25 protein-coding genes and 4 pseudogenes are annotated in these 25,531 nt (G+C 71.8%); 14 read left to right on the plus strand and 15 right to left on the minus strand.

From position 1 onward, the window contains the following. Positions 1-3 precede the first annotated feature (3 nt). Both ACWGJ5_RS02940 and ACWGJ5_RS02945 read left to right on the plus strand, forming a co-directional pair. Positions 4-885, plus strand: coding sequence for a diacylglycerol kinase family protein (locus tag ACWGJ5_RS02940; protein WP_453308008.1), 882 nt, complete (start codon positions 4-6; stop codon positions 883-885). Between the two features lie 130 nt (positions 886-1,015). Then, positions 1,016-1,408 (plus strand): NUDIX hydrolase, encoded by a 393-nt coding sequence (locus ACWGJ5_RS02945; protein WP_453308009.1) that lies wholly within the window; start codon positions 1,016-1,018, stop codon positions 1,406-1,408. A gap of 304 nt (positions 1,409-1,712) precedes the next feature. Here ACWGJ5_RS02945 and ACWGJ5_RS02950 read toward each other — a convergent pair whose 3' ends face one another. After that, positions 1,713-2,210 carry a hypothetical protein gene (locus ACWGJ5_RS02950; protein ID WP_453308010.1) on the minus strand — a complete coding sequence of 166 codons (498 nt, stop codon included), beginning with the start codon at positions 2,208-2,210 and terminating at the stop codon, positions 1,713-1,715. Positions 2,211-2,390: 180 nt separating this feature from the next. Between ACWGJ5_RS02950 and ACWGJ5_RS02955 the strand changes: the two genes are divergently transcribed. The 3 genes from ACWGJ5_RS02955 to ACWGJ5_RS02965 all read left to right on the plus strand — a co-directional run bounded on the left by ACWGJ5_RS02955 (position 2,391) and on the right by ACWGJ5_RS02965 (position 5,427). After that, positions 2,391-4,682 carry an FdhF/YdeP family oxidoreductase gene (locus ACWGJ5_RS02955; RefSeq protein ID WP_453308011.1) on the plus strand — a complete coding sequence of 764 codons (2,292 nt, stop codon included), beginning with the start codon at positions 2,391-2,393 and terminating at the stop codon, positions 4,680-4,682. A 42-nt stretch (positions 4,683-4,724) separates the two neighbouring features. Then, complete coding sequence (locus ACWGJ5_RS02960) at positions 4,725-5,225, plus strand: formate dehydrogenase accessory sulfurtransferase FdhD (protein ID WP_453308012.1); 501 nt, start codon at positions 4,725-4,727, stop codon at positions 5,223-5,225. Between the two features lie 94 nt (positions 5,226-5,319). Further along, positions 5,320-5,427 carry a hypothetical protein gene (locus ACWGJ5_RS02965; RefSeq protein ID WP_453308013.1) on the plus strand — a complete coding sequence of 36 codons (108 nt, stop codon included), beginning with the start codon at positions 5,320-5,322 and terminating at the stop codon, positions 5,425-5,427. A gap of 94 nt (positions 5,428-5,521) precedes the next feature. Here the strand turns inward: ACWGJ5_RS02965 and ACWGJ5_RS02970 are convergent, their stop codons facing one another. Next, on the minus strand, positions 5,522-6,448 hold the full coding sequence (locus tag ACWGJ5_RS02970) for a LysR family transcriptional regulator (protein ID WP_453308014.1): 927 nt from the start codon (positions 6,446-6,448) through the stop codon (positions 5,522-5,524). 168 nt (positions 6,449-6,616) lie between these two features. Here ACWGJ5_RS02970 and ACWGJ5_RS02975 point away from each other — a divergent pair, with 168 nt between their 5' ends. Next, the gene (locus ACWGJ5_RS02975) at positions 6,617-9,139 is read left to right on the plus strand and encodes an ATP-dependent Clp protease ATP-binding subunit (RefSeq protein WP_453308015.1); all 2,523 of its coding nucleotides are present in this window, start codon (positions 6,617-6,619) and stop codon (positions 9,137-9,139) included. A 36-nt stretch (positions 9,140-9,175) separates the two neighbouring features. On the opposite strand, the gene ACWGJ5_RS02980 is transcribed toward ACWGJ5_RS02975, so the two are convergent. Next, a complete protein-coding gene (locus ACWGJ5_RS02980) occupies positions 9,176-9,652 on the minus strand; it encodes a GreA/GreB family elongation factor (protein WP_453308016.1) in 477 nt (158 codons plus the stop codon). A 452-nt stretch (positions 9,653-10,104) separates the two neighbouring features. Between ACWGJ5_RS02980 and ACWGJ5_RS02985 the strand changes: the two are divergent. Further along, positions 10,105-10,803, plus strand: a pseudogene (locus ACWGJ5_RS02985) (phytoene desaturase family protein); the annotation flags it as partial. Here the strand turns inward: ACWGJ5_RS02985 and ACWGJ5_RS02990 are convergent. Beyond that, the gene (locus tag ACWGJ5_RS02990) at positions 10,747-11,166 is read right to left on the minus strand and encodes a hypothetical protein (protein ID WP_453308017.1); all 420 of its coding nucleotides are present in this window, start codon (positions 11,164-11,166) and stop codon (positions 10,747-10,749) included. The pseudogene ACWGJ5_RS02985 and the gene ACWGJ5_RS02990 sit on opposite strands and share 57 nt — an antisense overlap. 19 nt (positions 11,167-11,185) lie before the next feature. On the opposite strand from ACWGJ5_RS02990, the gene ACWGJ5_RS02995 reads away from it, so the two are divergent. Then, positions 11,186-11,587 (plus strand): hypothetical protein, encoded by a 402-nt coding sequence (locus ACWGJ5_RS02995; protein ID WP_453308018.1) that lies wholly within the window; start codon positions 11,186-11,188, stop codon positions 11,585-11,587. 504 nt (positions 11,588-12,091) lie between these two features. After that, positions 12,092-12,541, plus strand: a complete 450-nt coding sequence (locus ACWGJ5_RS03000; RefSeq protein WP_453308019.1) for a peptidoglycan-binding domain-containing protein — start codon at positions 12,092-12,094, stop codon at positions 12,539-12,541. A 95-nt stretch (positions 12,542-12,636) separates the two neighbouring features. On the opposite strand, the pseudogene ACWGJ5_RS03005 reads toward ACWGJ5_RS03000, so the two are convergent. The 6 genes and pseudogenes from ACWGJ5_RS03005 to ACWGJ5_RS03030 form a co-directional block, all read right to left on the minus strand. After that, positions 12,637-12,731: pseudogene (locus ACWGJ5_RS03005) on the minus strand. A gap of 12 nt (positions 12,732-12,743) precedes the next feature. Further along, complete coding sequence (locus tag ACWGJ5_RS03010) at positions 12,744-13,025, minus strand: hypothetical protein (protein WP_453308020.1); 282 nt, start codon at positions 13,023-13,025, stop codon at positions 12,744-12,746. Between the two features lie 283 nt (positions 13,026-13,308). Beyond that, complete coding sequence (locus tag ACWGJ5_RS03015; RefSeq protein WP_453308021.1) at positions 13,309-14,340, minus strand: aldo/keto reductase; 1,032 nt, start codon at positions 14,338-14,340, stop codon at positions 13,309-13,311. 8 nt (positions 14,341-14,348) lie between these two features. Further along, positions 14,349-14,813, minus strand: coding sequence for a MerR family transcriptional regulator (locus tag ACWGJ5_RS03020; protein WP_453308022.1), 465 nt, complete (start codon positions 14,811-14,813; stop codon positions 14,349-14,351). A 106-nt stretch (positions 14,814-14,919) separates the two neighbouring features. Next, positions 14,920-15,525 (minus strand): YdeI/OmpD-associated family protein, encoded by a 606-nt coding sequence (locus ACWGJ5_RS03025; protein ID WP_453308023.1) that lies wholly within the window; start codon positions 15,523-15,525, stop codon positions 14,920-14,922. A 79-nt stretch (positions 15,526-15,604) separates the two neighbouring features. Continuing rightward, complete coding sequence (locus tag ACWGJ5_RS03030; protein WP_453308273.1) at positions 15,605-15,997, minus strand: DUF2267 domain-containing protein; 393 nt, start codon at positions 15,995-15,997, stop codon at positions 15,605-15,607. A gap of 196 nt (positions 15,998-16,193) precedes the next feature. Here ACWGJ5_RS03030 and ACWGJ5_RS03035 point away from each other — a divergent pair, with 196 nt between their 5' ends. Continuing rightward, on the plus strand, positions 16,194-17,255 hold the full coding sequence (locus ACWGJ5_RS03035; RefSeq protein WP_453308024.1) for a YihY/virulence factor BrkB family protein: 1,062 nt from the start codon (positions 16,194-16,196) through the stop codon (positions 17,253-17,255). A gap of 57 nt (positions 17,256-17,312) precedes the next feature. On the opposite strand, the gene ACWGJ5_RS03040 is transcribed toward ACWGJ5_RS03035, so the two are convergent. After that, positions 17,313-18,062 (minus strand): SDR family oxidoreductase, encoded by a 750-nt coding sequence (locus tag ACWGJ5_RS03040; protein WP_453308025.1) that lies wholly within the window; start codon positions 18,060-18,062, stop codon positions 17,313-17,315. Positions 18,063-18,196: 134 nt separating this feature from the next. Here ACWGJ5_RS03040 and ACWGJ5_RS03045 point away from each other — a divergent pair, with 134 nt between their 5' ends. After that, the gene (locus ACWGJ5_RS03045) at positions 18,197-19,507 is read left to right on the plus strand and encodes a hypothetical protein (RefSeq protein ID WP_453308026.1); all 1,311 of its coding nucleotides are present in this window, start codon (positions 18,197-18,199) and stop codon (positions 19,505-19,507) included. A 25-nt stretch (positions 19,508-19,532) separates the two neighbouring features. Here ACWGJ5_RS03045 and ACWGJ5_RS03050 read toward each other — a convergent pair. Both ACWGJ5_RS03050 and ACWGJ5_RS03055 read right to left on the minus strand, forming a co-directional pair. Continuing rightward, positions 19,533-19,812 (minus strand): annotated as a pseudogene (locus ACWGJ5_RS03050) (alpha/beta hydrolase fold domain-containing protein); the annotation flags it as partial. Between the two features lie 393 nt (positions 19,813-20,205). Then, complete coding sequence (locus ACWGJ5_RS03055; RefSeq protein WP_453308027.1) at positions 20,206-20,802, minus strand: CGNR zinc finger domain-containing protein; 597 nt, start codon at positions 20,800-20,802, stop codon at positions 20,206-20,208. 56 nt (positions 20,803-20,858) lie between these two features. On the opposite strand from ACWGJ5_RS03055, the gene ACWGJ5_RS03060 reads away from it, so the two are divergent. Further along, on the plus strand, positions 20,859-22,043 hold the full coding sequence (locus ACWGJ5_RS03060) for an MFS transporter (protein ID WP_453308028.1): 1,185 nt from the start codon (positions 20,859-20,861) through the stop codon (positions 22,041-22,043). Positions 22,044-22,092: 49 nt separating this feature from the next. On the opposite strand, the pseudogene ACWGJ5_RS03065 reads toward ACWGJ5_RS03060, so the two are convergent. Continuing rightward, positions 22,093-22,576: pseudogene (locus ACWGJ5_RS03065) on the minus strand (GNAT family N-acetyltransferase); the annotation flags it as partial. Positions 22,577-22,679: 103 nt separating this feature from the next. On the opposite strand from ACWGJ5_RS03065, the gene ACWGJ5_RS03070 reads away from it, so the two are divergent. After that, a complete protein-coding gene (locus ACWGJ5_RS03070; protein WP_453308029.1) occupies positions 22,680-23,636 on the plus strand; it encodes a hypothetical protein in 957 nt (318 codons plus the stop codon). A 94-nt stretch (positions 23,637-23,730) separates the two neighbouring features. Here ACWGJ5_RS03070 and ACWGJ5_RS03075 read toward each other — a convergent pair whose 3' ends face one another. Continuing rightward, entirely contained in the window at positions 23,731-24,414 is a 684-nt protein-coding gene (locus tag ACWGJ5_RS03075) for a hypothetical protein (protein WP_453308030.1), read from the minus strand. A 243-nt stretch (positions 24,415-24,657) separates the two neighbouring features. Between ACWGJ5_RS03075 and ACWGJ5_RS03080 the strand changes: the two genes are divergently transcribed. Further along, complete coding sequence (locus ACWGJ5_RS03080; protein ID WP_453308031.1) at positions 24,658-25,515, plus strand: alpha/beta fold hydrolase; 858 nt, start codon at positions 24,658-24,660, stop codon at positions 25,513-25,515. Positions 25,516-25,531 lie beyond the last annotated feature (16 nt).

Consider the following 25,531-nt stretch of genomic DNA (forward strand, 5'->3'; position numbering starts at 1 on the left):
CCGATGCGACAGTTCACCGCCGTCGTCAACCCCACCGCGGGCGGCTCCACCGGGGCGGCGACACTGCTGCACCTGGCCCGGCTGCTGCGCGAGGCCGGGGCCGAGCTGGACACGGAGTACAGCCACAGCCTCGCCCACGCCCAGGACATCGCCCGCCGTGCCGGCGAGCGCGGCCGGATCGTCCTGGCCGTCGGCGGCGACGGCATCGCGGGCGGCATCGGCGGCGCACTCAGCGGCACCGGAACCGTCCTCGGCCTGGTGCCCGCCGGACGCGGTAACGACTTCGCCCGAGCCCTGAAACTCCCCGCCGACCCAGCCGCGCTCGCCGGCATCCTGCTGCACGCCGAGCCACGGCCGGTCGACACCATCGAGGTGGAGTCGGCAGTCCACCCGCGCACCGTCGTCCTGGGCAGCGTCTACGCCGGCGTGGACGCGGTGGCCAACCGGCACGCCAACCACGCCCGGCTGCTGCGCGGCTCCGCCTCCTACTACGCGGGCGGCCTGCGCGCCGTCACCACCTGGCGCGCCGCCGACTACCGCGTCACCGTCGACGGCGAGGAACACACCCACCGCGGCTACACCGTCGTAGCCGCCAACTCCCCCTACTACGGCTCCGGCCGGCTCATCGCCCCCGACGCACGTGTCGACGACGGCCTGCTGGACGTCGTGATGATCCGCGAGGCACCGCGCCGGCTTTTCTTCACCCTCATGAACGAGCTGAAGACGGGCGGACATGTGCACCGCCCCGAGGTGCGCGTGCTGCGCGGCAGGGAACTGCGGATCGAGGCGAACCGGCCCGTCCCCTACGGCGCCGACGGCGAGGTCGACGCCACCCTGCCCGTCACGGTGCGGGTACGCCCCGGAGACCTGCCGGTGCTGTACTGATCCCGCTCGGCCGCGGCACGGGAATTCCTGGTCCGGACCGAGAAGTGACACGACGTCGGTGCATGACCGGCCGACCCTGGGTAGGGGAAGGGAACCGGGCCGAGCGCGCCGGGGGAGGGGTTGGTCGGACATGACGCTGGAGCCCGCGGAGGGAGTGGTGCAGGCGGTCGTCCTGTACGACGGACGGCTGTTGCTCGTGGCGGACGGCCACGGCTGGGCACTGCCGTCCGGTACTCCCCAACAGGCCGAGCCGGCCGAGGCCACCGCGGCGCGTGCCGTCTACGAACTCACCGGATACCTCGTCGACGGCACGGAATCCCTGGCCCGACACCACGCTCCGCAGGCAGACGGTGCATCGGCAGACGGTGCGTCGGCGGTGGTGTGCCAGTTGCTGAGCGAGTCCCCGTCGGACGGGGCCGCTCTCGCACCCGAGCAGGTGCGCTGGGCGGCGATTGCCGAGACCACCGATGTCGCACTCCCGGCAGCCGTACGCGAGTACCTCCGCGGACACACGCCCGTGTGACGGGCCTGCCGGTCAACGGTCCCCCGGGTCCGGCGTGCGCGCCAGGAACCGCTGCCGGTCGACGATCACCGGTCGATCTCGCCGTGGCCACCAGCCGGCCCGAGCCGTCGACGGCCCGCACCGCGAACCTTTGCCGCCCGCCCGCCCGCCCGCCCGTGACGGAGACGGACACTTCGGCACGCACCTCCGCCCGGCCGCCGACCGGCGTGGCCCGCAGATGCCGGCCGCCAGCCGGTCGCACCCGGCGGCGGCCGCCAGGCCCAGCACCCGCTCGGTCACGGTGGTTTTGGAGGGCAGCGGCGGCTCACCGGAGCGGCACTCCTGCCCGCGCGGCCGGATGTCGCGGCCTTCGGGCACCGGCGCGGGGGAGCGGCCGTACGGCAAGCCCCGCCTGGAGTCCGCCCTCGCCGTGCTCGCGCCGCAGTACGGCGGTCGCGCCGGGCGGCACCGGGGCGCCGGAGGCGATGGGGACGGCCGCGTCCGGCGCCAGCGGCCCGGGCTCCCGGCCGGCCAGGACTCCGGCGTCGCCGAGCCGCAACGGGCCCGGTCCGGCCACGGCCCAGCCGTCCATCGCGGCCGCCGTGAACGGCGGCAGGTCGGTGAGCGCGACGAGCGGTTCGGCCGGCGCGTGGCCCAGCGCGTCGGTGAGGGCGCGGGGGACCGCGGGCAGCGGCCGCCCGGCGCAGGACCGGGCGATCGCGCGGGCCCGTTCCCAGGTCCGCGCGGGCCGGAGCGAGTCCGGCCCGGTCCGTGGTCCGTGCGGTGCCGTGCCGTCGGCCGGGCGCGCCCGGGAAGCCGTCATGCGGGTCATCGTTGGTGAGCCGTCCGACGAAGTCAAAGAGGTCCCGCCTGGCCGCCGACAGGCGCCGCCCATCTGATAACCAGCGCTTATCAGGCCATCGAAAACACCTCTTTGACGTGCCTTCGGAAACAAGCGGATGCTGCCCCGCAGTGCCCATCGGAGAAAGAGGCGGACCGGACCATGAGCGGTATCGAGGACCCCGTCGACGATCTGTCGGTCACCCCGCCCAAGCGCTGGGCGACCGGTGTCCCGGCGGTGACGCACGCACTGGAGTACTCGCTGGGGCAGACGACCGTCCGACGCACCGCGCTGACGCTGCTGAACATCAACCAGGTCAAGGGCTTCGACTGCCCGGGCTGCGCCTGGCCCGAGCCCGCACCGGGCAAGCGGCACCGCAACGAATACTGCGAGAACGGCGCCAAGCACATCAACGACGAAGCCACCTCTCGCCGGGTCACCGCCGACTTCTTCCAACAGAACTCGATCGCCGAACTGGGCGTCAGGTCGGACTACTGGCTCAACCAGCAGGGCCGCCTCACCGAACCCATGATCAAGCGGCCCGGTGCCGAGCACTACGAACCCATCGGCTGGGACGAGGCGCTCGACGTGCTCGCCGGAGAGCTCCGCCGGCTGGACTCCCCCGACGAGGCCCTGTTCTACACCTCCGGGCGGCTCAACAACGAGGCCGCCTTCCTGCTGCAGCTCTTCGCCCGCGCCTACGGCACCAACAACCTGCCCGACTGCTCGAACATGTGCCACGAGTCGAGCGGTTCCGCGCTGACGGAGACCCTGGGCATCGGCAAGGGCAGTGTCTCCCTGGACGACATCCACACCGCGGACCTCGTCTTCGTCGTCGGACAGAACCCGGGCACCAACCATCCGCGGATGCTGACCGCACTGGAGGAGACCAAGCGCAACGGCGGCAAGGTCATCGCCGTGAACCCGCTGCCGGAGGCCGGACTCATCCGTTTCAAGCATCCGCAGAAGGCACGCGGTGTGATCGGCCGGGGCACAGCCATGGCGGACCAGTTCCTGCAGATCCGTCCCGGCGGCGACCTCGCCCTGTTCCAGGCGCTCAACCGGCTGCTGCTGGAGGCCGAGGACGAGCGCCCGGGCACCGTACTCGACCACGCCTTCATCAGCGCCCACACCACCGGCTTCGCCGACTTCGCCGACCACGCCCGGAAGATCGCCTGGGAGGACGTCCTCAACGCGACCGGGCTCACCCGGGAGGAGATCGAGCGCGTCCACGACCGGGTGCTGGACAGCGGAAAGATCATCGTCTGCTGGGCCATGGGCCTCACCCAGCACAAGCACGGCGTCCCCACCATCCGCGAGGTCGTCAACTTCCTGCTGCTGCGCGGCAACATCGGCCGGCCGGGCGCCGGGGTGTGCCCGGTGCGCGGCCACAGCAACGTCCAGGGCGACCGCACCATGGGCATCTGGGAGCGCATGCCCCGGACTTTCCTCGACGCCCTGGGCCGCGAGTTCGGCTTCACCCCGCCCACGCGGCACGGACTGGACTCGGTCGACGGTATCCGGGCCATGCGCGACGGCACCGCGAAGCTCTTCCTCGGCGTCGCCGGCAACTTCGTCCGGGCCAGCCCCGACAGCCATGTCACCGAGGAGGCGATGCGGCGCTGCCGGCTCACCGCGCACATCTCCACCAAGCTCAACCGCTCCCACACGGTCTGCGGCGACACCGCCCTCATCCTGCCCACCCTCGGCCGCAGCGACCGCGACATGCAGGCCTCGGGCGAGCAGTTCATCACCGTCGAGGACTCCATGAGCGAGGTGCACGCCTCCCGCGGTCGCCTGGCGCCGGCCTCCCCGCACCTGCTCAGCGAGGTCGCGATCATCAGCCGGCTGGCCCGCCGGACCCTCGGCGACACACCGGCCATCCCCTGGGAGGAGTTCGAGGCGGACTACGGCAGTGTCCGCGACCGCATCTCCCGCGTCGTACCCGGCTTCGAGGACTTCAACGCCCGGGTGGCCGGGCCGGGCGGGTTCCGGCTGCCCAACCCGGTCAACCAGCGTGTCTTCCGCACTCCGAGCGGCAAGGCGGTCTTCACCGTCAACGAGTTCACGACGCCGGACATCCCCGAGGGCCATCTGCTGCTGCAGACGCTGCGCTCCCACGACCAGTGGAACACCGTGCCGTACGCGATGGACGACCGGTACCGAGGCATCCACAACGCCCGCCGGGTGGTGCTCGTCAACCCCGCCGACCTGACGGCCCTCGGGTTTGCCGACCGGGACCGGGTGGACCTGGTCGCCGTCTGGCACGACGGGCTGGAGCGCCGGGCGGAGGACTTCCGCGTCGTCGCCTACCCCGCCAGCCGTGGCTCGGCGGCCTCCTACTACCCCGAGACCAACGTGCTGGTACCGCTGGACAGCGTTGCCGACATCAGCAACACCCCCACTTCCAAAGGAGTGTTGATCCGCCTGGAACCCACGCGCGCGGCCTACTGACACATCTGGAGCACCCGGGAGGCAGGGGAGAGGAACCGGACCATGGGACGAGTGACGGTGCGCCGGCGGGTACTCCGCATCCGCGACGGAGTGCCCTCCGCCCGACCGGACACCCTGGCCGCCGAGGAACCGATGGAGATACGGGTCGGCGGGCGCCCCCTCACCGTGACCATGCGCACCCCGGGCGTGGCCATGCCCACCGCGTCAATGGAACGGAACCTCTCCACCACCTCCTCGTGCGGCCTGTGCGGCAAAGCGGCCCTGGACTCGGTGCGCATGGCCACGAGGCGGTCCGTGGCAGACGACCCGCTGAGCGTGCCCGGAGCTGCCGGCCTCCCTGCCCGGAAGACTCCGCGCGGCGCAGAAGGCGTTCGACAGCACCGGGGGGGCCTGCGCGCGGCCGGTCTGTTCATGGCCGGTCTGTTCATGGCCGACGGCGCGCTGCTGTGCCTGCGCGAGGACGTGAGCCGGCACAACGCCGTGGACAAGGTCGACGGCCATGCCTTCGCTCGGACCTGCTGCCGCTGCGCGGGACCCTGCTGATGGTCAGCGGCCGCGCCTCCTTCGAGCTGGTGCAGAAGGCCGTACTCGCCGGAACCCCCTGCCGGCGGCCGTCTCCGCCCCCTCGTCGCTGGCCGTGGACCTGGCGGCCGGGAGCGGGCTGACCCCGGTCGGCTTCCGGCGCGGTACGTCGATGAACGTGTACGCCGGTGCGGAGCGGCTCCAGCCGCAGCCGGTGAGCTGACGTGGGCTGATGTGAGCTGACACCGGCCGGCCGTTCCAGGGCGACGGGAGGGCAGCGCACACCGCGAGCCATGTCCGGGCCCGGCGCCCGGCGGCTACCGCCCCGGATCCCCCGGCACGCGCTCCAGGGCCGAGGCCATGTCGGTGGCACGGGCGATGTCCGTCAGCGCCCTCGCCATGACCGAACCCGGCTCCCGGGCGGCGATCACCAGACCCACCGGCACCGCCGCGGCGGGCTCGACCAGCGGCACCGCCCGCATCCCGTGCGGGACACCGAACACATGGAGCCAGGCGTGCGGCACGATGGCCGCCCACCGGCCCGTCCTGACGTGGGCGAACAGCGCCGCCACGGAGTCGGTCTCCAGCCGGGGCGAGGGCTGCGTCCCCGCCCGCGCGAACAGCTCGTCCAGCACCCGACGGCCCTGCATCGCCGGGGTCAGCATGCACAGCGGCAGCCGTGCCGCCTCCGCCCAGGTGGCCGACGCACGCCGGGCCAGGCCGTCGGCGGCCGTGAGCAGCAGGACGTACCGCTCCCGGTACAGCGGAACCGTGTGGAAGCCGTCCGAGACATCCTCGCGCAGATAGGTGACCCCGGCATCGAGCTCGAAGTTCTGCAGCTGCCGCAGGATGTCCACCGACTGCATGTCCGCTGTGACCTCGACCGTGACCAGCGGGTGCGCCGCGCAGAACGGGCCGGTCAGCAGGGCGACGGCACCGGACGCGGTCGGCACCGTACCGATCCGCATCCTGCCGCTCAACCCGGTGCGCAGCGCGTCGACCTCGTCCTTGAGGGCATCACGGTCGGCGAGGATCCGTTGCGCCCATACGACGATGCGCTCTCCCTCCGGGGTGAGGCCCTCGTACTTGCGGCCGCGCCGCACCAGCGGCACGTCGAGTTCCTCCTCCAGCTTGCGCAGCGCTTCCGACAGGGCGGGCTGGGAGACGTAGCAGGCCTGGGCGGCACGGGCGAAGTGGCGCTCCCGGGAGAGGGCGACGAGGTATTCCAGCTGACGAAAGAGCACGGCACGGGTGTACCCGACCGCACCCGGTAAAGCCAGTCCGGGCCCGCTCGCCCTCCGCCCGCGTCCGTGTCTTCCGTTTGCGGTGCCGTGTGCTGCGGGGTTCAGTGTTTACGGACCCCGGAACAACGGCCCCGCGGTTACCGGCTTCCCCCGCGCCCAGGAGCTGCCATGTCGATGTCGTTCGGTGCACCGCTCGGTTCGTCGGATCCCTTCAGTGAGTTGTTCAACCGGTTCTTCGGGATGTCACCGGCGTCGTCGCCTCCCGCGGTGCAGCGGGTGCCCATCGGCCGGCTGCTGACGGAGTCGTCGCAGGAACTGCTCAACCTGGCCGCGCAGCGGGCGGTCGAGGACGGCACCTCCGACCTGGACACCGAACATCTGCTGTGGGCCGCCACCAAGGTCGAACCGTCCCGGAGACTGCTCTCCCAGCTGGACGTCGACCCCGACACGCTGGCGGCCGAACTCGTCAAGCTCCTGCCCCGGGAGGCAGGCGAGCCGTCCGCCCAACCAGGCCTCACCCCGGCGGCCAAGCGCACGCTCCGGGCCGCCTACGCACAGTCACAGGCGGCCGGTGTGTCGTACATCGGTCCCGAGCACGTCCTCGGCGCCCTGCTGGGCGACAGCGACACGGGCGCTGCCAGGCTGCTGCGCGCCGAGGGCATGGACACGCCGAAACTGGCCGGTCTCACCGAGCGTGCGGCACGCAGCGACAGCATTCCCGCCGAACGGAAGAAGACGCCGGCGACGACGCTGGACGAGTTCGGCCGGGATCTGACGGAGGAGGCCAAGGCGGGGAAGCTGGATCCGGTGGTGGGGCGTGCGGAGGAGATCGAGCAGACGATCGAGGTCCTCTCGCGGCGGTCGAAGAACAATCCGGTGCTGATCGGCGAGCCGGGTGTGGGCAAGACGGCGATCGTGGAGGGGCTCGCGCAGCGGATCGTGGCCGGTGAGGTGCCCGACACCCTCAAGGACAAGAGGGTCGTGGCCCTGGACCTGTCGGGCATGGTCGCGGGGGCGCAGTACCGGGGCCAGTTCGAGGAGCGGCTGAAGAAGGTCGTCGAGGACGTCCAGGCCGCCAAGGGCCGGGTCATCCTGTTCATCGACGAACTCCACACCGTCGTGGGCGCGGGGGCGACGGGGGAGGGGTCGATGGACGCGGGCAACATGCTCAAGCCCGCCCTCGCACGCGGTGAACTTCACGTCGTGGGCGCCACGACGATCGACGAGTACCGCAAGTACGTGGAGAAGGACGCGGCGTTGGAGCGGCGGTTCCAGCCGGTGATGGTGCCCGAACCGACGGTCGAGGAGACCGTGCAGATCCTGGAGGGTCTGCGGGACTCCTACGAGGCCCACCACCAGGTCCGGTTCGGCGATGGCGCGTTGGCGGCCGCGGCGGAGCTCTCCGACCGCTACATCACCGACCGTTTCCTGCCCGACAAGGCGATCGATGTGATGGACCAGGCCGGTGCGCGGGTGCGGTTGCGCAGCGTGGGCCGGTCCACGGAGGTGGTCAGCTGCGAGGACCGCATCGCCCAGCTCCGCCGCGAACTCGACCAGGCCGTCTCCGCGGAGGACTTCGAGAGGGCGTCGGAGCTCAAGCGGCAGATCTCCGAGGTGGAGGGCGAACTCGCCGGCATCGAGGAACGCCGCGAGGGCGTGGTGTCGGTGACGGCCGCCGATGTCGCCGACGTCGTCTCCCGCCGTACGGGAATCCCGGTGTCGCAGCTGACGGCAAGTGAGAGGGAGAAGCTGCTCAGGCTCGAGGAGGAGATGCACGCCCGGATCGTCGGCCAGGACGAGGCCGTCACCGCCGTCTCCCAGGCGGTACGGCGCAACCGGGCCGGCATGGGGGATCCGAACCGGCCGGTGGGATCCTTCCTCTTCCTCGGCCCCACGGGTGTCGGCAAGACCGAACTCGCCAAGGCCCTCGCGGCGTTGCTGTTCGGGGACGAGGACCGGATGATCCGGTTCGACATGAGCGAGTTCCAGGAGAAGCACACCGTCGCCCGGCTCGTGGGTGCCCCTCCGGGATACGTGGGCTACGAGGAAGCGGGTCAGTTGACGGAGAAGGTGCGCCGCCGGCCCTACAGCGTGGTGCTGTTCGACGAGGTGGAGAAGGCGCACCCGGACGTCTTCAACACCCTGCTGCAGATCCTGGACGACGGCCGGCTCACCGACGCCCAGGGCCGCACCGTCGACTTCCGGCACTGCGTGATCATCATGACGTCCAACATCGGCGCGCACCGGATCCTGGACCACAAGGGCGATGTGTCGGAGCTGAAGGACGAGTTGATGGAGGACCTGCGGACCAGGTTCCTGCCGGAGTTCCTCAACCGGATCGACGACATCATCGTCTTCCACGGGCTGACCGAGGACGATCTCGGGAAGATCGTGGAACATCTGCTGGACCAGAGCAAACGCCGGGTCCACGCCCAGGGGATGACGCTGGAGGTGACCGAGGCGGCGAAGAAACTGCTGATCGCGCACGGCCACCAGCCGGAGTTCGGTGCCCGGCCGCTGCGCCGCACGATCCAGGCGGAACTCGACAACCGGATCGCGACCCTGCTGCTCAGCGGCGAGGCCGAGCCGGGAGACACCATCGTGGCCGACGTCGAACACGACTCGCTCCACTGTACGGTCCGCAGGAGCAGCGAGCCTGCCGAGGGCGGGGCCGCGTCGGCGCAGAAGTGACGGGGAGGAGGGCTGAGGAGCGCTCCCCCGCACTGTTCACCCGTGCTCGATCTGCTCCCCGATCGACACCACGACCACGCTCGACGGGCCGTCCGGCGTGACGAAGTCGACCGAGTCACCGGGACGGTGTCCGAGCAGCGCGCGGCCGAGCGGGCTGTCGGAGGTGACCAGGTTCTGGTCCAGGGCCTCGGCGACCTCGCCGATCTGGAGCGTCTCCACCGAGCCGTCCGGGAAGCGGACGGTGACCGTGCTGCCCACGCCGACCACGTCCGTGGGGGCAGGACCGGCCACCTCCGCCTGGCGCAGCCGCTCGGTGATGGCCCCGATACGACGGTCCAGGCGATCGAGCTGATTGGCGCGCTGCAACTGCTCGGCCTGGTCGGCCTGGTCGCCCACATCCGTGCGGTCCTGCAGGATTCCGGCGACGAGTCGGCGCTCGTCGTGCAGGTCGGCCAGCTCCTGCTCCAGCGCGCGGCGGGCAGCGGCACTGATCGGCTCCGGGTCACCGGTCATTCCGGCTCCTCTGGTCGAGGGGAGAAACATTGACGAGTCGGGCATTTTTCGCATCGTATCAACGAGTGCCCGAGGTCGTGCCGTCCCGCGCTCGGGGTCGGCGAGGCGGCTGCGGTGGAGGCGCCCGCTGTCCCGATATACGGTGTTTTCAGGTATTTTTCCATGCCTGATTCCCTCTCCCCCAGGAGGTCTCCATGTCCTCGAAGCGACGCCGGAAGAAGAAGTCGCGGCGCAACCATCGCGCCAATCACGGCAAACGGCCCCAGTCCTGAGGACTCGGACGGACACGTACGGGCCTGAAGGGCGCCGGCACCATCGCGGACCGGCGCCCTTCTCGTGTGCCCCGCCGGAAACATGGGCACATCGGGCGGGTGCACCGCCAGACTCGGACACATGAGACTGATGACGTCACCGCGCGCAGTGTCGGCCCCGACCGCATCGAGGTGCGTCACATGACCTCCGCCGTGGTCGTCGGCGGCGGACCCAACGGCCTCGCCGCCGCTGCCCTCCTCGCCAGGTCAGGCCTGCAGGTCAGGCTCCTGGAGGCCGCGGACGAGGTCGGGGGAGGCACCCGCAGCCACGAGGCGATCCTGCCAGGACTCGTGCACGACCACTGCTCGGCCATCCATCCCATGGCCGTCAGCTCCCCGGCGCTGCGCGCGCTGGGCCTCGAACGGCACGGGCTGCGCTGGCTGTTGCCGGACATCGACTGCGTGCACCCGCTGGACGACGGCAGCGCCGGCGTCCTGCTGCGTTCCGTGCCGGACACCGCCCGCATGCTCGGTCCGGACGGTGACCGGTACCGCGCACTCCTCACCACCCCGGTACGTCACTGGGACGCCCTGGCCCACGATGTGATGGGCCCCCTGCCGCGGATCCCCTCGCACCCGCTGCTGCTCGCCCGCTTCGGCCTGCCGACCACCCTCCCCGCCTCCCTCCTCGCCCGCCTCTTCACCACCCCGCGGGCGCGGGCCCTGTGGCCGGGCGTCGCGGCCCACGCCTTCCGTCCCTTGTCACTGCCGTTCACCTCGGCCATCGGGCTCGGCATCCTCACCGCGGGGCATGCCGCCGGCTGGGCCGTGGCCGAAGGCGGCTCACAGTCCATCGCCCGCAGCATGGAAAGCGTGCTGCGCCTGCACGGAGGCAGCGTCCACACCGGCGTGCGGGTCACCGACCACCGGCAGCTGCCGCCCGCCGACGTGACCCTCCTCGACCTCGACCCCGGCCAGGTCGTCGCCCTCTACGGCGACCGGCTCCCGGCCCGGGTGCGCCGTGCGTACCGGCGGTTCCGGCGGGCCCCCGCCGTCTTCAAGCTCGACCTGGCCGTCGAGGGCGGCGTGCCCTGGACGAACGCACACGCACGCCGGGCGGGCACCGTGCACCTCGGTGGCCCGCTCGCCGAGGTGGCCGACGCGGAGCGGGCCGTGGCGGCCGGCCGCATGCCGGAACGCCCCTTCGTGCTGGTCGGCCAGCAGTACCTGGCGGACCCCTCCCGTTCCGCGGGTGACATCCACCCCGTCTACACCTACGCCCATGTCCCGTACGGCTACGACGGGGACGCGACCGACGCGGTACTCCGTCAGCTGGAGCGGTTCGCCCCCGGTGTCCGCGACCGACGCGGTACTCCGTCAGCTGGAGCGGTTCGCCCCCGGTGTCCGCGACCGCGTCGTGGGCCGCCGGGCCACCTCGCCCGCCCGGTTCGCCGCCGCCAATCCCAACTTCACCGGCGGCGACATCATCACTGGGGCCAGTACGGTCCCTCAGCTCCTCCTGGGTCCCCGCCCGACCACCGAGCCGTACTCGACGGGCCTGCCGGGCGTGTTCCTGTGCTCGGCGGCGACCCCGCCCGGTGCCGGCACGCACGGTATGTGCGGCGCCGGAGCCGCGGCGGCCGCGCTGCGCCACCTGGGGGTGCGGGCCGCGTCCCCGCGGTGACCCGCCGTCGGGGCGTATCAGCGGCCACGGCGCCTGGGCGTCGGGTCCGGGCAGCCGGTCTGTTCCGCAGGCGTGCCGTGGTGCCGGGCCAGGCCCTTGCGGTCGTAGGCGCGGGTGCCGAGGACACCCGCACCGATACCCAGGACGAGGGCTGCAGCCGCGGCGATCAGGATCGACAGGACTCACGCTGCCGGAGGCCCTCGATCCGCAGATCCGGAAACCGACGACGAAGGGCACGTACGGGTCGTGTCCGCGATCGGCGCGGTGACCGCCACCGTGATGGCCAACGTCGCGCCGGGCCACACGTCCTCCCACCTGACGGCCGCCGTGTGACGCCCGGCGGCGGACGGAGTGCCCCTCCCGGATACCGCGCAGGTTGTACGGCGCGCCGTCCTACCGCCGCCGGTGGAGCCGGGAGTCAACTCCCGGGTTGGCGACGGCGGAAGCGCCGGCGCATACCTTGTGTGGCGTGCCGAGAGGCACTCGACTACCAGGGGGAACACCATGCGAACGAACATCCTGGCCAAGGCGCTCGTCACCGCCACGACCGCCGTGGCCCTGGCCGCCGGCAGCCTCGCCGCCGCGGGCACCAGCGTCGCCGCTCCCGCGTCGGCCCACCCGGCGTTGGCCGGCGAGGCCGTCACGCCGCAGGCGGTGAACAACCTCGGCCTGAACGCCACCCAGGCCAAGAAGGTCCAGCGCTGGCTGAAGACGTACTGGCACTACACCGGCTCCATCGACGGACAGCTCGGCCCCAACAGCTGGAAGGCCTTCCAGCGCTGCCTGAAGCAGTACTGGGGGTACACCGGCCCGATCGACGGCGTCGTCGGCAAGGGCACGGTCAAGGGCCTGCAGCGCCTGCTGAAGCAGTACTGGGGCTACCCCGGCCCCATCGACGGCATCGCCGGCTCCGGTACCAAGGCCGCCTTCAAACGGTTCGCCGACGGCCACTGAGGGCCACGCCGAGCCGTGTGACCCACTTGCTGCCCTCCGCCCGTCCCGGCGTGATTCCGGGGCGGGCGGAGGCCGTTGACCGGGCATCGGCAGTGCGGAGAGGGCAGGATTCGAACCTGCGTGGACCCAACGGATCCGACCTCGAGCCAACGCTCCCCGGGACCCGATCGACCACTCCGGGCACCTCTCCTCGCTCCCGGCTTCACGGTCTCCCGCTCCGCCGTACAGGTGTCCTGTCCGCTCCCAGGGATGCCGGCCAGGCGGCGGTGTCGTCGGGATGGCGGAAGCGGAGGGTGTCGAGCGGAGCGAAGCGCGGATCGCGGGTGCGGTGCTCGATCTCGCGGCGCCTGGCGGCGTGCTGGGACCAGGCCCACCAGACCGGGTGCTCCCTGCTCAGCCACCCCGCCCAGGTCTCCCTGTTGCCTCCGAGGAGAACCTCACGGGTCACCGTGCGCCGCAGGGACCTGCGCAGGACGCGCGGCATGATCACGCGTCTGGGACAGTCCGGCCATGTCACGGTGTCGGCGCGGCCCCAGAGCAGGTCACGGACCTCGGGTAGCCGAGCGAGTCGACGATCCGACGAGGCCCGGCCGCGAGGCGCGACACCTCCCCGGCGAAGCCGGAGTTGACGGCCCCCCGGGTCCGGTGAAGTGGAGCGCGTCCATCTCGTGGCAGGGAAGGTCTAGTACACCGCTCACACTGCGGGCCAGCGTGGGCTTTCCTGCACCGCTGATCCCCACCACCAAGATCTGCTCCATGGGCGCACGCTACGCCCGGGACTCCCGGGCGGCGGATGTGAGGGACATGTCCGCATAGCGTTCGCCCGCCACCTGCCCGGCGATAGGCTCCAGTACGGCCAGTTCGTCGGCGCTCAGCGTGATCCGGGCGGCCCGGGCGTTCTCGAGCAGGCGGCCACGCTTGCGGGTGCCGGGGATCGGCACCACGGTCAGGCCGTGGACCTCGGCCCGCTGGTGCACCCAGGCCAGCGCGATCTGCGCCGTGGTGGCCCCGTGATCGGACGCGATCCTGTGCAGGGGGGCGAGCAGAGCGGCGTTCGCCTTGGCGTTGTCGCCGGTGAAACGGGGCAGTAGCTGCCGGAAGTCGCTGCCGGACAGTTCCTTGCTCGCGTCGGAGAAGGAGCCGGTCAGAAAGCCCCGGCCGAGCGGCGAGTACGGCACGAAGGCGACCCCCAGCTCGGCGGCAGTGCCCACCACACCGCGCTCCACGTCCCGGCTGAACAGCGACCACTCCGTCTGCACGGCCGCGATGGGGTGCACGGCATGCGCCTCGCGCAGTTCCGCACCGGTGACCTCGCTCAGCCCGAGGTGCTTGACCTTGCCCTCCCGGACCAGCTCGGCCATGGCTCCGACCGACTCGGACAGCGGGACCCCGGGATCGCGGCGGTGCATGTAGTAGAGGTCGATGACCTCGACGTCCAGGCGGCGCAGACTCGCCTCGACGGCCTTCTTGATGTAGCCGGGATCGTTGCGGACCGCACGGTAACCCGGGTCGTCCGCGCGGTATTCGATGCCGAACTTCGTGGCCAGGGTGATCTCGTCGCGGTGCGCTGCCACGAACGGCGCGAGAAACTCCTCGTTGGCGCCGACGCCGTACATGTCGGCGGTGTCGATCAGGGTGACACCCGCCTCGACGGTGGCCTCCAGGGTGTCCCGGGCCGCGGCGTCGTCGGTCTGCCCGTAGGCGGCACTGATGCCCATGGCGCCGAAGCCCTGGACGCCGACGAGGGGGCCGCCGGTGCCCAGTTCGACCTTGCGGATCTGTTCGATGGTGTTGCCCATGATGGCGCTCAGGCCCTTTCCGACGCCCGGCGGGCGTCCGCGTAAAAGTCGATCTTGGTGTCGAGTACGGTGAGTGTGTCGTGCAACTCGGCGATGCGCGCGAGGACTTCGTGCCGGGTCCGCTCCAGCATCCGCTGCCGTTCCTCGTAGGTCTCCGCTCCCTGGCGGACCAACTCGGCGTAGCGCACCATCTCGGCGACCGGCATCCCGGTCAGCCGCAGCTTGCTCACACACGCGAGCCACTCCAGGTCGCGGTTGTCGAACCGGCGCTGGCCGGCGTGCGACCGCTCCACCTGGGGCAGCAGGCCGATCTGCTCGTACCAGCGCAGCGTGTGCGGGCGAAGCCCGGTGAGCGCCGCGACCTCCCTGATGGTGTAGCGGTCCAGGCCATCGGGCCGAGGCGGCTCCGGCACCGCGGGCGCGCAGGCGTCCACGGACGAGGATGTCACGGGGGTGCTGTCGATCACCGTCATGCAGGACACGCTAGGACGTTCAAGTGCGCTTGAAGCAAGTGCGTTCCACACATCGCCTCTTCGGCACCGCCCGGGACCGGAAGCGGTGGGGGCCCAGGCCCGGATATCAGGGGTGGAGCTTCTGCTGCGCGGCGAGCATGGCGACGAACTTCTCGATGCGCGCCGCCCGCGTCTGCGGCCTCTTGGCGTCCTGGACGCGGTAGAGGATCGCGTACCGGTTGCGGCCGTCCAGCGTCGCGAAGAAGTCCCGCGCCTGGGGACAGGCATCCAGGGCCGCCTGGAGGTCATCGGGTACCGTCGCCGTGCGCTGACCCTCGTACGCCGCCTCCCAGCGGCCGTCCGCCGTGGCCTTCTCCACTTCCCGCAGGCCGGCCGGTCGCATCCGGCCCCGCTCGATGAGCTCGGTGGCCTTCTCCCGGTTCACCTTCGACCACTTGCTGCCCGGCCGGCGAGGGGTGAAGCGCTGCAGCCAGTGCCGCTCGTCCAGCTTCTTCTTCTGCCCGTCGATCCAGCCGAAGCAGAGCGCCGACTCCAGCGCTCGCGCGTAGTCGACGCCCTCCTGCCCGGAGCCTGCCTTCGGGATCTTCAGCCAGATGCCCCGCACGCCGGCGTGATGCTCCTCCAGCCACTTCTCCCAGGCCTCCTGCGTGGCGAAGGCCAGGACCGGATCGGCCCCGTTCCCTGCTGCACCCGTCTGCGCTGCACCCGGCATGCGCCACATCAAAACCCACCCCGGGGGCGCGGTCAATCACAGGGGGGACATGCCCCGACGACGGTGCAGGGTGCCGCTCTCAGTCCGCCAGTTCCGTCTTGCCGAACAGGGTGGCACAGCCCGACGGGAGCCGGCTGAGGACATGGTTCAGCTCTCCGCCGCTGACGCTGTCGGCAACCGTGGTCAGGACCGCGCCGGTGTCCCACCGGGCCGTGCCCGGCCTGCCGCCGATCCGCTCGGCGACCCGGCGGTGGAACTCCTCGATCCCGAAGCCCTCCGGCTGCCCCTGCTCGGCGTCGGCCGGACCGGGACCCAGGGGGCCGGGCAACTGGGAGGCGAGGTCGTCGATCTCCCCAGGGCTGATCCGCTGCGCCAGCACACTCAGCACGGCCTGCGTGACCTCCGCCGCTGCGAGCCGGCTGTCGTACTCGCCGCGCTCGCGTACCCGGGCGAGGAACTCGTCGTACCCCATCGTCACCTCCACTTCGGTGCCGTCCACCCCTGTGTCGTGTCCACGGCACCCGAGTCGTCTCGAAGGTGTGCGGGGCATACGCCGGACCTCTCGGTCGCAGTACCCAGCCCGCCGGGGGACGCGCGTCCGAATCCGGTGGACCCGCCTGCGTGAGACCGCGGGCCCGGGTTACCCGGCCGGTATGCCGAAGCCCGGTATGCCGAAACTGCGTCTCCCCGGCCGCGACCACCGCCACCGCGACGACGCCCCGCGGCCGCGTGTGCCGGCGCCGGAGGAGGCCGGGCCCGACCAGAGGGTCGAGCGGGCCGCGCCCGACACCCCCGCGCAGCTGCCCGAGCGGGCCTGGGGCGCCGTGCTGAAGGGCTCGCTGCGCGAGTTCCAGGACGACGAGCTGACCGACCGGGCCGCCGCCCTGACCTATTACGGGGTCCTCGCCCTGTTCCCGGCGCTGCTGGTACTGGTCTCGCTGCTGGGCATCGTCGGCAGGTCGGTCACCGACAAGGTGCTGACCGACCTCAGGCACCTCGCGCCCGGCTCCGCCCGGGACATCCTCACCAGGGCCGTGGAGCAGCTGCAGCACCACGCCGGCACCGGCTCGGTGATGGCTGTCGTCGGCATCGTACTGGCGGTGTGGTCGGCCTCCGGGTACGTGGCCGCCTTCATCCGCGCCGCCAACGCCGTCTACGACATGCCGGAGGGCCGCCCGGTGTGGAAGGTCCTGCCGGTGCGGATCGCCCTCACCGTCGTGCTGATGCTGCTCGCCGTGACCGGCGCCCTCATCGTCGTCTTCACCGGCAGCCTGGCCCGGCACGCGGGCCGGGCGCTGGGCGTCGGCGACACGGCCCTGACGGTGTGGTCGATCGCGAAGTGGCCGGTGCTGGTCCTGCTGGTCACGGTGATGATCGCGATCCTTTACTGGGCGACGCCGAAAGCCAGGGTCAAGGGCTTCAGGTGGATCACCCCGGGCAGCGTCCTCGCCCTGACGATCTGGATGATCGCCTCCGCCGGGTTCGCCTTCTACGTCGCGAACTTCGCCTCCTACAACAAGACCTACGGCACCATGGCGGGCGTGATCGTCTTTCTGGTCTGGCTCTGGATCAGCAATCTGGCGATCCTGCTCGGCCTGGAGTTCGACGCGGAGACCGTGCGCCAGCGGGCCATCGCCGGCGGACTTCCGCCCGGGGCCGAGCCCTACACCCAGCCGCGCGACACCAGGAAGTGGGACGAGGACGACGTACGCCGACTGCACGGGACATGACCCGGGCCGTGCGGGGCGGGGCGAACCGGGCCCGAGAACACGGTACGCCCCGCTCGCTCACGCCGCGTACCCGCCGTCCACGGAGAGCTCCGCTCCCGTCACGTACGCCGCCTCCGGCCCCGCCAGGCAGGCCACCGCGGAGGCCACCTCCTCGGCCGTGCCGAAGCGGCCGAGGGCGGTCATCGCCGCCTGGGCGGACGCGAAGGGACCGTCCGCGGGATTCATGTCGGTGTCGGTCGGGCCCGGATGCACGACGTTCGCCGTGATCCCGCGCCCGCCCAGCTCACGGGCCAGCGCCTTCGTCAGCCCGACCACCGCCGACTTGCTCATCGCGTACAGGGTGGCGCCGGGACCCGGCGTGTGGTGGGTGATGCAGCTGCCGACGGTGATGATCCGGCCGCCCGGCGCCATGAGTACGGCAGCGGCCTGGGCGGCCAGGAACATCCCGCGGATGTTCACGGCGATCAGGCGGTCCACGTCGGCGAGCGAGAGACTCTCCAGCGGCTGCATCAGCCCGAGGGCCGCGTTGTTCACGAGGATGTCCAGGCCGCCGAGCGCCTCGGCCGCTCGTCCCACCGCGCCCGCCGCCTCCTCCGCGTCCGCGGCGTCGGCGCGCAGGGCCACCGCCCGCCGACCCTGCGCCTCGACGGCCCGCACCACGTCCTGCGCCGCCTCCTTCCCGTGCACATAGGTCACGGCCACATCCGCGCCCTGCCGCGCCAGGCGCAGCGCCGTCGCCGCGCCGATGCCCCGGCTGCCGCCGGTGACCAGGGCCTTCCTACCGTCAAGGGTTGCCTGTGAAGTCATGTGTCCATCTCACCGGCGAGGCGCGCTGGAGGCTGGCGGCGAACGGACCTCGAGCTGACGTCCCGGAGGACGGCGTTGTCAGTGGCGGGCCGTAGTGTGCGGAACACGGCCCGTTTCCGGATGCGATGGGGGTAATGGTGGTGCGCAGGCCGGTCGAAGGAGAAGTCCATGTCCACTACGGCCAGCTCTACGTCGAGAGCGATCCGGACAGCTACGGCCCGGACCTCGCGGAGGCGTTCGCCGGCCAGTGCTCAGGGCTGTGCGGCGCGGCGATCCCCGGGACCCTGTGGCTGACGACGGGACTTCATACGGGTGACGTCGGCTTCACCGCCGAAGTGCACGACGAGGCACCGCCGTTGGACCCGGACTGGGAGGATGTCGTGGAGGTGTCCTTCCGGCCGGTCTCGGACAGCACCGCGCTCGTGCTGTGGGGAGGCGAAGGCTCCTGGGAGCTGGACCTGGAGAAGACCGACTACCGGGTCCGCTACTGCGCCAAGGGCATGGACGCGGCGAGCGACGAGGACACCCGTCTCGACGGTGAGCCACAACTGGACTGCTATCTGCTGCAGTTCTGGCCCGCGCCGCCCGTGCCGGACCGTGTCGTGAGACAGAGCTCGAGGACGGCTGTGTACTGGCACGACTACGCCCGTCGGCTGCCACCGCCTCCCACACCGGCCGAACGCGCCGAGACCCTGCGCCAGGCCCGCCTCGCGCAGGAACAGCAGGAGAGAGAACGCGAACTGGCCTACGAACGCTGGGAGTGGGGCGGCCGGGCGCCGAGCCAGGCGCTGCGCGACGTCGACGGAAACGTGCGCGGTCTGCTCGACTTCGACGCGGCGCTCGTGCACGCCGTAGATGCGGCGGGCCCTGTCACACAGCGTGCCGTGGCCCTGCTGGCCGCGCGCCGCGCGTGCGAGGCGGCGGGTCTCGCACAGCTGGACTGGATCGCCGCTGGCCTCGCGGCCGTCGCCGAGGGCCGGCCGCTGCCACCGCCGCTCGACGACGAGGACCACGTGTGGCGGGCCCTCGACGCCGACCCGCGGGTCCCGGACCGGACCGTCGGCCGGGCCGTGCCGCCCGAGCGCCCGCCCTTCGAAGCTCCGGCGCCGGCCTGGGACGAGGTGTCCCTGCCGATTCCCGTGGCCGAGGCGACAGCGTGCGGTCCCGCGGCCGACTGGGCAACGGCGCCGACGTCGCCGGCACCGCCGCTGCCCGAGCCCACGGGAGCGACGCAGTACACCGTGTGGGTCACGATCGGCGAGCCGGGACCCTCCCTGCCCGTCTCGCAGCCGCACATGGCCGTTCCCGCGTTGCTCGCCGTCGCCGAGCCCGACCCGCTGCGGGCGGCTCTCGACGCGGTGTACGCGGGCGTCGCCACGTACGGCGAGGACTACCCGGCCCTGCTACGGGAGGTCTGGTCGGTGTGCGGGGGCAGGCGCACGTAGCAGCCGGACCGTGGTGACCGTGCCCTCAGGCGGTGTGCAGGGCCGAGCGGAGGGTGCGGGCGGCCGGGTCGATCGCGGCCTGGGCCGCATGCGTCTTGCACAGGGCGTCGAGCATGACGAAGTCGTGGATGATGCCCTGGAAGTGTAGGGCGGTGACCGGCACTGCGGCCTCGCGCAGCTTGTTGGCGTAGGCCTCGCCCTCGGTGCGCAGCACGTCGGCCTCGCCGGTGATGACCAGCGCCGGGGGGAAGTCCGGTCAGCTGCTCGGTGGTGGCGCGCAGGGGGGAGGCGGTGATCTGGGCGCGTACAAGCCCACGTTGCTCCACACGAAACGTCTCCTCTGATCCCGAGGCCGTCGACGGATGCGGATGCGGATGCCGAGGCGTATCGGGCGCTCGTCGCCGCTGCGGGCTCGCCGGGGTCCGCGCCCCCCGACGAGCCCGAGATCGCTTACGAGTTGTTCCGCCGTGGTATCGATGCTGCTGCGCGATCGAGGCGGTCTCCGACGTGCTGGACGCCGCTGTCGCGACCGGGCGGAAACGGCTGCGGGCGACGGTGCGGGCCTGGAACGGCGTTCCAGGGGCTGGAGAAGCCCGGCTTCGAGCGTGTTCGGGTCGGCACCGACGACGGCACCGAGTCGGTGCGGCTCACCCGCGTGCTGCCGTGACGAACAGGTGCGACGTGCACGGGCAGATCGGTCACCCGGGCGATGCCGTGGAGCGGGCGCGCCGATGGGCCGCGACGCGTTCGCGGGTCGCGCAGCGCCGGGAGCAGTAGCGGCGTTCGGGGCCGGGCCCCTGGGTGATGAAGACGTTCCGGCAGGCTGCCGACGCACAGATCCTGCCGGGCGGGAGTTGGCGGTCCCAGACCAGAACGGTCAGGGCCAGGCAGGACGAGGCGAGGAGCCACTCACCCCAGGGAGCGTCGTCGTCTCGGTCGAGGTGGGGATGCCAGGGTGTGGCCCCACCGTGTGAGGTGAGGCGGAGCGGCCCGGTGTGCTCGCCCAACAGGCGGTTGAGGACGACGGCGGCCTCGCCGGCGTGCTCGGCGGCGAAGACCTCCCGCACGCGGCCCGCGGCCTCGCGCATCTCCGAGACATCCCGGGAGGTGAGGTCCACCGGACCCCTCTCGCCATGGGCGAGGAGCACCTCCGCCACCCGGCCCGGGTCGGGGCGGTCCTCAGCGAGGGCGTTGACGAGAGCGGCGGTGCGGCGGGCCATGGTCAGGACGGAGTGCCGGGTGGACCAGTCGCCGTCGGCATCGATGCTGGGGGACACCGGTGCACTGTAACGCATATTGCGGAGTTTTGAGTTACCTCCGTAACGTCATTCCGGTGATAAGGCGTTATGTGATGGCCCGCTATTTCGCGGGCGCGGTCGTGGCCCGCGTCGGGGACGAGATGTCGGGACCGGCGCTGATGCTGTGCGGATACGCGGTCGCCGGCTCGGCCGCCGAAGCCTCGGCGCTGCTCGCGGGCATCACGGCCGCGGCGGCGGCAGGCGGCCCCGTGCTCGGGGCGGTGCTCGACAGACAACAGCGGCCGGGACGGCTGCTGGCCGCCGCGCTCGTCCTGTACGCGACCGGCCTTGCGGTGATCCTCGTGGGACTCGGCCGGCTTCCGCTCGGCGTCACCGTGCTGATCGCAGTCTTGACCGGGCTGTTGGGACCGGCACTGTCGGGCGGCTGGACGGGCCAGTTGCCGAGGGTGGCCGTCGGGGGGCGGCTGTCACGGGCCAACGCGCTCGACGCCATGACCTTCGGCATGGCGAGCCTGTCCGGTCCGGTCCTCGCCGGTGCCCTGGCCGAGGTGCTGGGGGCGTCGACGGCCGTCGTGGTGGCGGCGGCGCTCATCGGTTCCGCGGCACCCGCGGCGTGGATGCTGCCGGCGCGCTCCGCGCGGGTGCCGGAACCACGGCCCGCTGCGCTCATCGGTGACCTCGTCGCCGGAACGCGGATCATCGTGGGGAAACCCCGGCTGGCCCGGGCGACCCTCGCCTCGGTCGTGTGCTGTGCCGCGCAGGGCATGCTGACGGCCTGCGTCCCGATGCTGGGGCAGCGTGTCCTCGGCGGAGCGGGGCGCGGCGCGCTGCTGCTGTCCTGTGCGGCCGTCTCGGCCCTGGCGGCAAACGCCGTACTGGCACGGTTCCCGCGGCGCGTCGCCCCCGACTCGATCATCTGGGCCGGCGCCCTGGTCCAGGCCGGCGCGTTCGCCCTGGCGGCGACAGGCCGCCCGGCGGTGCTCGTCCTGGCCCTGCTGCTGACCGGCATCGGTGACGGGCCGCAGCTCACCGCCTTGTTCGCGATACGCCACCGGGAGGCTCCGCCCCGTCTGCGCGGCCAGATCTTCACCACGGGCGCCAGCCTGAAGATCACCGCCTTCGCATCGGGCGCGGCGGTCGCAGGCCCGCTGGCGACCTGGTCGGTTCCCGGCACACTGGCCACGGCAGCGGGCGTGGCGGCCTGCGCGGCGCCGGCCTTCTTCGCCGTACCGCTGCACACCGGCGAAGCCGCCGAGGGATCCCTGCGACCGGACTGATCCTTTGCCCGCTCCGCGACTGGCCGGTCGTGGCACCCGGCGGAGCGGTGGGATCCGCGGGACTGCGCAGGTACGACAGACCGGGGCGCCCGGAGAGCCGGGTCTCGCCGACGACGGCGCACCCCGAACGGGCCAGGACGGCCCGCGATGCCGCATCGTCCAGGGTCGTCGCGGCACGCAGCGCCGTCGGTCCGCAGCGGTGGGCGGCCAGGCCGCAGATCTCCCGCACGGCCCAGGTGGCGGGCCCCGGCCCGCGGCACGTTCTGCGATGCGATACCCGAGTTCGGCGGCGCCGTCCGCGACATCCACCGGCATTCATCCGGCCCAGCACCTCGTCTCCGGCGCCCATCAGCACGTGGACGTAGCAGAGGCCGGCCCCCTCGGCGAGCAGGGCACGCAGCCGCTCGTCGAACCGGGCGAAATGGTCATCGCCCCGGGTCGGGGACGGACGCGGCGAAGTATCCCGGGCTCTCCTGCTCGAACGCGAACAGCGCGGGGGCGTGAGCCGGACGGACCGGCTGTATCTCGGGCATGGACCGCAATATAGGCAAGTTGTATAAGCAAGTTGTACGTGTAAACCATAACGATCTCGGTCCCAACCCTTGCGCGCCCACCGATCCGCCCTAGCCTCCGGGCATGGCATTTCTCTCCAGTCGCCGCAGAAGGGTCCGTCTTGCTCCCGAGCTCGACGACCAGGACCTGGGCAAGCTGCTGAAGTCACTCGTGGCGACCACCAGGACCGGCACCATCGCGACCAGCGACCTGTGTGTGGCGCAGATGTCCCGCCTCCTGGAGCAGGAGTCCGGCGACTGGGACCGCCGGGGGCATCGCATCGACGTCCTGGCGGGATACCTCTCCGGCTCGCATCTGTCCCGGTCCTGGGCCACGCGCGAGCCCCGCAGCGTGGACGCACTCGTCCTGCACGCCTGGACCCAGGTCGCGCAGGGCCGCGCACAGGGGCGCCTGGAAGACCCCGCCGGCACCGTCCAGACCTGTCTGCGCGCCGCCGAACTCGCCCCCGAGGACCCCACGCCCTGGGTGGCCCTCCTCGCGGTGGCACGCCTGGAACGCCGGGAGCAGTCGCAGGTCTTCGGGGTGTGGAACGAGGTGCTCGCACGCGATCGCTGGAACCGCGAGGCCTACCTGAACATGCTGGCCTACCTCAGCCCGGACGAGGCGGGGTCGCGCATCCAGGTCCTGGAGTTCGTGGACACCCTGCGCGCCCGCATGCCCGCCAACGCGGCGTGTGTGGGGACCGAACTCACCGCTCAGGTCCACCAGTACCACGCCATCCTCAACCGCGGCGGGCTCGAGGCGCTGGTGGCACGGAACCACTGGTCCCATGCCATGGCCACGCAGGCCCTCGACCGCGCGGTACACACCTGGATCCAGCCGGGGTTCCTCCGTCACGCCAAGGCGCTCGCAGACCTCAACGTCCTCGCCTACTCGCTGGTCGCCGCGGACCGGCGCGCCGAGGCGCGTGCCGTCTTCGAGCAGATCGGCGGCGTCGTCACCGCGTGGCCCTGGCAGGCCGGGGGCAACCCGGTGGCCGAGTTCGACCAGACGCGACAGAGGTCCATGGCCGGTTTGTGAGCCGTGGAACCCACCGCACGTCAGCTGTGCCGGGTCGCCCCGTCCGGAACGCGCCGACTCTTGTCGGTGCAGGACGGGGCGAGGTCGCCAGGGCTCATTCGGCAGCGTCGGGCCGGGACTCCTCCGCGTTCGCCGCCGCCGACTCGGCTGCGGTGGCGAGGGTGTAGAAGACGGACGAGCCCTGCTTGGTGCGCTGGGCGGCGTTGCGGGCGACGAGGTTCTCCAGGGTGGTGCGGATGACCTTGGTCTGGATCTCCCGGTCCGGATGTGCCTTGCCGAGCGCCTCGGAGACCTCCGCCGCGGAGCGGGGCTCCTGCTGCTCGGCGAGATGGCGGCGGACCAGTTCGATGAGCGTGGGCTGGGCGGCCTGACCCGTCGCCTTCTTCGCCGGGGCCTTCGGCGGGGAGACCTTCGCCGCCGGGGACTTCGTCGCTTCGGGCTTCTTGGCGGGCTGCTGCTTCCCGCGCCCGGACTGCTCCGGGGCCGCCTTCTTCGGCGTCCGGCGCGTCTCGGAGGCGGTGGTGGTCTTCTTGCGCGGGGCGGGCACCACGGCGCCCTCGGTCGGGGCGGGGGTGCTGACCGACGTCGCGACACCGAGCGCCTGCCGCATGTTCACCAGGATCGTCTGGTCGTGCTGCAGAGCGGCCAACTGCTCCTGAAGCGCCGCGATTTCGACGGTGATGCGTTCCTGTTCCTTGACGTTGTGCTCGAGGTCGTTGGTCACCTGGCTGACGTACTGCGAGGTCAACTCGGTGACGGGGGCGGTGGGCTCAGGCATCTGTGGCTCCTATCGTGACTCTGGTGCGCTCCCATCGCCTCCGGTCGCGGCAGGCGGGGAACGGGAGTTGTCCTGCGGGTCCCCCGACACATGGATGATACGGATGGACCGGCGGGTTTCCACCGAGTGAACCCTGTGCGTTGCCCGGTGGTGTGCCGTTCTCCCTCCATGTCACTCTTCCGATGTCTCCTGCCGGAGCAGATCGGGATGCGGGAGCGGACATTCCCCCGGCATCATGCCGTGATGGGATCCTTCACTGCGTACGACGGCGCCGAACTCGCCTACCGTGTCTCCGGGGACGGCGCACCCGTGGTGTGCCTGCCCGGCGGCCCGCAGCAGTCGACGTACCTGGGCGACCTGGGAGGACTGTCCGCGCACCGGAAGCTGATCAGGCTGGACCTGCGGGGCACCGGGCGGTCGGCCGTACCCCGGGACCTCGCGGCCTGCCGCTGTGACCGGCTCGTAGACGACGTGGAGGCCCTGCGCCGGCATCTTGGCCTGGAGCGGATGGACCTGCTCGCACACAGCGCCGGAGCCAATCTGGCCGTGCAGTACCTGAGTCGGCACCCCGAACGCATCGGCAAGCTCGCGCTCATCACACCGAGCGTCCGGGCAGTCGGCCTGACCATCACCGACCGGCTCCGGCGCGAGACCGTACGGCCCCGCCGGGACGAGCCGTGGTTCCCGGCGGCGTTCGCGGCCCTGGAAGCGATCGGGACGGGCGCGGCCACGGCCGAGAACTTCCGGGCCATCGCGCCGTTCTCCTACGGCCGTTGGAACCAGGTGGCCCAGGCGCACAAGGCAGCGGAGGACGAACAGCTGAACCGGGACGTGGTGGCCGCGTTCGGCGCCGAGGGCGCGTTCGATCCGGATGCCACCCGCGCCGCGCTCGCCCGGTTCGAGGCACCGGTTCTGCTGCTCGCCGGAGAGGTCGACCCGGGTGCCCCGCCGCCCGCGACAGCCGAGTTCGCGGCCCTCTTCCCGAAGGCCGAACTCGTCGTACAGCCCGGAGCGGGACACTTCCCATGGCTGGACGACGCCGACCGGTTCGTGGCAACCACCGCCACGTTCCTGCGCGAAACGGCCACCCACGGACCGTGAAACCGTCGGGCCCCGG

Source organism: Streptomyces sp. NPDC054783 (genome assembly GCF_053611725.1).